The 3,295-nt window shown below is 65.4% G+C and carries 2 protein-coding genes; both read left to right on the top strand.

Annotation, left to right across the window (positions count from 1 at the left end; genetic code table 11):
- On the top strand, nucleotides 1-475 hold a 475-nt coding region (gene kdpC, locus AC1D1Z_RS35500; protein ID WP_477853472.1), incomplete at its 5' end, for a potassium-transporting ATPase subunit KdpC.
- Nucleotides 476-587: 112 nt separating this feature from the next.
- The coding region (locus AC1D1Z_RS35505) for a sensor histidine kinase (protein WP_210068195.1) at nucleotides 588-3,295 on the top strand (2,708 nt) is incomplete at its 3' end.

Consider the following 3,295-nt stretch of genomic DNA (forward strand, 5'->3'; position numbering starts at 1 on the left):
GGCCCTGTTCCCGACCCAGGCGAACGGCAGCCTGATCGAGAAGAACGGCCAGGTGATCGGCTCGACGCTGATCGRCCAGGCCTTCACCAGCGACAAGTATTTCCACGGCCGTCCCTCGGCCGCCGGCGACGGCTACAATGCGGCCGCCTCCAGCGGCTCGAACCTCGGCCCGACCAACCAGAAGCTGATCGACCGCGTCAAGGGCGACTACGACGCGGCCARGGCGGCAAACCCGAATGCGGAGGTGCCCGCCGACCTGGTCACCGCTTCAGGCAGCGGCCTCGATCCCCATATCTCCCCGGAGGCCGCTTACTTCCAGGTGCAGCGCGTCGCCAAAGCGCGTGCTATCGACGAGGCCAAGGTCAAGGCGTTGGTCGACGGTGCCGTTCAAGGCCGCGAACTCGGCATTCTCGGCGAACCCACAGTCAATGTTCTGGCGTTGAACCAGAGCCTTGATACTTCTATGACTCAGTGACCCTGGCAGGCTGGGCGCCCCTTTCCTTCCCTCATCCCTGCGCTCGTCACAGGGGCGAGGGATAGGGAGATGTAGCCCGTCCTCGCCAGCCATCTGCAGAAAGACCATACGCATGCCAGACGACAATCGCGACCAGGCCGGCAGGCCCTCGCCCGATGCGCTTCTCGAAAAAGCCCGGGCGGAGACACGCGGCCGTCTGAAGATCTTTCTGGGTGCCGCGCCCGGTGTCGGCAAGACCTACGAGATGCTCGTCTCCGGCCGTGCCAAGATCGCCGACGGTCTCGATGTCGTCATCGGCGTCGTCGAGACCCACGGCCGCAAGGAGACCGAGGCGCTCCTTGCCGGCTTCGAGATCATCCCCCGCGTCGAAATCAGCTACAAGGGCCGGCCGCTCGAGGAAATGGACCTCGACGGCATCCTCGCCCGCCGGCCCGATCTCGTGCTGGTCGACGAACTCGCCCATACCAATGCCGAGAGCAGCCGTCATCCGAAGCGCTATCTCGACGTCAAGGAATTGCTCGATCGCGGCATCGATGTCTATACGACGCTGAACATCCAGCATGTCGAGAGCCTGAACGACGTCGTCTCGCAGATCACCCGCATCCGTGTGCGCGAGACAGTGCCGGACTCGATCATCGACCTCGCCGACGACATCGAGATCATCGACCTGACGCCGGATGATCTGATCAAGCGCCTGCATGACGGCAAGGTCTACATGCCGCGCACGGCCGAGCGGGCGCTGACCAACTACTTCACCCCGGGCAACCTAACGGCGCTGCGAGAGCTTGCGCTGCGTAAGACCGCACAGCGCGTCGACGACCAGTTGCTCACCCATATGCAGGCCCATGCCATATCCGGCCCCTGGGCGGCGGGCGAACGCGTTCTCGTCTCGGTTGACCACCATCCGCGCTCCGCCTCGCTGGTGCGTTATGCAGCCCGTATGGCCTCGCGGCTGCGCGCGCCCTGGGCTGCCGTCTATATCGAGACCAACCGATCGATCAATCTGAACGAAGCCGAGCGCGATACCGTCGCCGCCACGCTGCGACTTGCCGAGCAACTCGGCGGCGAAGCGATCACCCTTCCCGGCCGCGAAGTCGCCGAAGAACTTGTCCGCCACGCCACCGCCAACAACGTCACCCATATCGTCATCGGCGCCCCGAAGAAGCCGACATGGCGCGACTGGTGGAGCCGCTCGATCACCGACGAGCTGATCCGCAAGACCGGCGAGATCAGCGTCCATGTGATTTCAGGCAGTGAGAAGGACGGCACCACCGCGCGCGGCGTCAGGGCGGCGGCCACCGCGCCGCAACTGGATTTCAGGGCCTACCTGCTGGCAACCTTTTATGTTGCCATCGCGCTCGGCGTCAGCGTCGTGCTCGACCAGGTGCTCGACGTACGCAACCTCGCCCTCGTCTTCCTGATGGCCGTGCTGACCTCAGCCGTCCTCCACGGCCTGCGGCCGGCCCTTTACAGCTGCATCCTCAGCGCGCTGTCTTTCAATTTCTTCTTCCTGCCGCCGCGCTACACGCTGACGATCAGCGATCCGGAAAGCGTGCTTGCGCTCTTCTTCTTCCTGGGCGTCGCCATCATCGCCAGCAACCTGACCGCGACCGTCCAGCGCCAAGCCGCCGCTGCCCGCCAGCGGGCGCGGACGACGGAAGATCTCTATCTCTTCTCGAAAAAGCTCGCCGGCACCGGCACGCTCGACGACGTGCTCTGGGCGACCGCCTTCCAGCTCGCCTCGATGCTGAAGGTCCGCGTCGTGCTACTGCTGCCGGAAGACGGTACCATCGCCGTCAAGGCCGGTTATCCGCCCGACGACACGCTCGACGACGCCGATATCGCCGCCGCCCGCTGGGCCTGGGAGCACAATCACGCCGCCGGCCGCGGCGCCGACACCCTGCCCGGCGCCAAGCGCCTCTATGTGCCGCTGAGAACCGGGCGCACCGCCGTTGGTGTCATCGGCCTCGACAGTGACCGCCGCGACGGACCGTTGCTGACGCCCGAACAGCAGCGGCTGCTCGATGCGCTGGCCGACCAGGCGGCCCTTGCCATCGAACGCGTCCAGCTCGTCGCTGATGTCGACCGGGCACGGCTTGGGGCCGAAGCAGACCGGCTGCGCTCGGCCCTACTGACCTCGATCTCGCACGACCTGAAGACACCGCTTGCCGCCATCCTCGGCGCCGCCGGCACGCTGCGCGACTATTTCGCCTCGATGCCGGAGGARGACCGCAGCGACCTGCTGTCGACCGTCGTCGACGAATCCGAACGCCTCAACCGCTTCATCGCCAACCTGCTCGACATGACCAAGATCGAATCCGGTGCGATGGAGCCGAACTATGCGCTGCACTATGCCGGCGATATCGTCGGCAGCGCGCTGCGCCGTGCCGCCAAGATCCTCGACGGCCACAAGACCGAGATGAACATTCCCGCCGACCTGCCGATGGTGCGCGTCGATCCTGTCCTGTTCGAGCAGGTGATCTTCAACCTGCTCGACAATGCCGCGAAATACGCGCCCGAGGGATCGGTGATCCATATCGAGGGCTGGGCCGATGCCGACAACGTCGTCGTGCAGATTTCGGACGAAGGCCCAGGCATTCCGCCGGCCGATCTTAACCGCGTCTTCGATACCTTCTACCGCGTGCGCAAGGGCGATCAGGTGCGCGCCGGCACCGGGCTTGGCCTTTCCATCTGCCGCGGCTTCATCGAGGCGATGGGTGGCACGATCACCGCCGGCAACCGGACGGGCCGTCCGGGCGCCGTCTTCACCATCCGCCTGCCGAAACCCAACGACATTCCGAAACTGGATGAACTCCGATG

The organism is Rhizobium sp. P1_E1 (assembly GCF_056406015.1).